4 protein-coding genes are annotated in these 2355 nt (G+C 45.8%); all 4 read left to right on the forward strand.

Features of this window, described 5'->3' with window-relative positions:
* The first annotated feature begins 248 nt into the window (after positions 1–248).
* The 4 genes from QT974_RS33540 to QT974_RS33555 all read left to right on the forward strand — a co-directional run bounded on the left by QT974_RS33540 (position 249) and on the right by QT974_RS33555 (position 2254).
* A complete protein-coding gene (locus QT974_RS33540) occupies positions 249–917 on the forward strand; it encodes a GIN domain-containing protein (protein ID WP_333472680.1) in 669 nt (222 codons plus the stop codon).
* A 174-nt stretch (positions 918–1091) separates the two neighbouring features.
* The gene (locus QT974_RS33545; protein WP_333472681.1) at positions 1092–1496 is read left to right on the forward strand and encodes a hypothetical protein; all 405 of its coding nucleotides are present in this window, start codon (positions 1092–1094) and stop codon (positions 1494–1496) included.
* Positions 1497–1534: 38 nt separating this feature from the next.
* The gene (locus tag QT974_RS33550; protein ID WP_333472682.1) at positions 1535–1669 is read left to right on the forward strand and encodes a hypothetical protein; all 135 of its coding nucleotides are present in this window, start codon (positions 1535–1537) and stop codon (positions 1667–1669) included.
* A gap of 303 nt (positions 1670–1972) precedes the next feature.
* The gene (locus QT974_RS33555; RefSeq protein WP_333472683.1) at positions 1973–2254 is read left to right on the forward strand and encodes a hypothetical protein; all 282 of its coding nucleotides are present in this window, start codon (positions 1973–1975) and stop codon (positions 2252–2254) included.
* The last annotated feature ends 101 nt before the right edge of the window (positions 2255–2355 follow it).

The raw sequence follows: 2355 nt of genomic DNA on the forward strand, positions 1-2355 counted from the left end.
GGGGGACAAGAGTCTTCTCAAAGTCCCCCGACCTAAGGGGGATTTAGGGGGATCTAGACTTAGGTAAAAACGAGATTTATCAAGACTTTCAGGCTTAAGTTGACACTAATGAGCTTGGCCTTTGTCCCTGCAATTGATCGCGGTAGGGACACGGCACTGCCGTCTCCTCTATATCATTCCGGCACAGCCGGAATTGAGATAACTAACAGTGGCGCAATATTTCAATTTGAACCAATGGAGACAAAACAATGAAAACGAAAAGATACTGGTTGCTAGCGTGTTTGGTAGCTTTAAGCATATTCTCAGGCTGCTATTTCAACATTGGTAATAACGGGGTTAGAGGCTCTGGAATCGTCAAAACTGCATCCCGAAAAGTGGCTGGATTCTCATCGATTTCCTTTAAATCTGTGGGCATGGTCAAGGTGCAGCAGACGGGAAAAGAGTCCCTCACAATTAGCGCCGAGGACAACCTCTTGCCACTCTTGGAGGGTCGCGTGGCCGATCGCACCCTGTATCTCGGCACCGTGAATGATGCCGCCATCAATCCAACCAAGCCCATTGAGTTCGTCGTGCAAGTCAAAAGCTTAGAAGGCTTGCACCTGAACGGTGTCGGCAGTATTGAGGCGAAGGGTATCGAAGGCAAGCGGTTGTCGGTTTCTCTGGATGGAGTGGGTAGCATGGCGATCGCCGGCAGCGCCGATGTGCTCGATCTGGACCTTTCCGGGGTCGGAGGCTTCCAGGGCGAGGAGTTCAAGACTAAGCAGGCTACTGTTCGGAACAGTGGTGTGGGGAGCGCTGTAGTCAGTGTGAGCCAGCAGTTGAACGCATCTGTATCCGGCGTGGGGTCGATCGAGTATGTCGGTTCTCCTCAACTCCGGGAGTCTGTGGAGGGTGTGGGGAAGATCAAAAAACGGTAGCTTTTAGCAAGTTGCAAATTGATTTTACTTCAGCATTCCGAGCCTTGATAAAAACTATGCCTTAAGAAGAATACTTTCATCAATTTTAAAGGGTAAGCTAATAACAAAATTAGATTTATCCTGTGACTTAGTAAAAATTATAAGTCTCAAAAAATAGTGAACAAAGGAGATTCAATGAAAACAAAAACAGGGCTGTGGATTGACCACCGGAAGGCTAGTATCCTGACTATTACGGAGAAAGGGGAAGAGATGAAACAGATAGTATCGGAGGCAGAAAAACAGCCTAGGCGATCGGGTGATTCACCGCTTAAGGGTAGCTATGAATCATCTCAAGTACCCGCAGATGATAGTCGCCAAAGATATTTTACGGGAGAACTCAATACTTACTACGATGAGGTGATTGCGTTTATTCGCGATGCAGAGTCTATTCTGATATTTGGCCCTGGTGAGGCAAAGGATGAACTGAAAAAACGTCTTGAAGGACATCACCTCGGTAAACGCATCGTAGGTATTGAGACGGTTGACAAAATGACGGACAATCAAATCGCCGCGAAGATCCGACAGCACTTTGCCGAGTAGCGCACTGGTAGCAAAAAGATCGATCGCAAATCAGTTGATTGAATCCCAAAAATAAAACCGATGAATCCCCAACTCTCGATGTTTTAGGATTTACCAGAAATCATCAAGCATATCTGGTAGTTACGCGATCGAATAACGGTTTGGGGCTGGGTTTGTCGATCGTCCGTTATTAGGTAGAGGCGCATTGCGGGGCGGTGCGAGCCGAGAGCCCAGGGCTGGGAAAAGGCGCGACTTTCACAGTTTCCTTACCTTTGATTTGAGCATTAGGTCGAGCTTGGTGCGATGTTGGGGAAACGATTATGCGTGTCAAATTATCGATCGCATTTTAATTTTAACTGTTCCCAGCGACAGATGATATTTATGTTTTTTGATTTTAGTATCAAAATGCAACATGAATTCCGATTTGCGATCGACAAATATTTGCGTAAGTAATCAAACTCAATTTATACCTATTATTGGACTTGGAGCCGCAACTCATGCAAAGTACAGAAACTACATTGTTCGATAAAGTTTTTCGAGACAGCCAAGGCAACATAGTTATAGCTCAACCGCCAAATCTACCGCTGATTGTCGGGATTGTAGCTAGTTTATTAAAGCTGGTTGTGACCGCAGGTACAATTAATCTGGCATTGGATCTAGTAGGTTTTGGCGCCTTGTTTACTTGGGCTTGGGAAGAATTATTTCAAGGCGTTAATTACTTTCGCCGAGGATTAGGTTTAATTGCGCTGGTTGCTCTGATTGCAGTCAGAATTCAATAAGCAGGCAAGCATCAATAAATCGGGGCTGTAAAAAGTAGGTAGGGAGAGCATCCCGTTTTTGTAGGGGCTCTCGCATTCGCGCTGAAAATCTCTCGTATAGT

The organism is Microcoleus sp. BM001215392 (assembly GCF_036700185.1).
Lineage (GTDB): Bacteria > Cyanobacteriota > Cyanobacteriia > Cyanobacteriales > Microcoleaceae > Microcoleus.

Coding starts and splice junctions, on each gene's coding strand:
- QT974_RS33545 (WP_333472681.1), top strand. CDS start 1,092: ATGAAAACAAAAACAGGGCTGTGGATTGACCACCGGAAGGCTAGTATC.
- QT974_RS33540 (WP_333472680.1), top strand. CDS start 249: ATGAAAACGAAAAGATACTGGTTGCTAGCGTGTTTGGTAGCTTTAAGC.
- QT974_RS33555 (WP_333472683.1), top strand. CDS start 1,973: ATGCAAAGTACAGAAACTACATTGTTCGATAAAGTTTTTCGAGACAGC.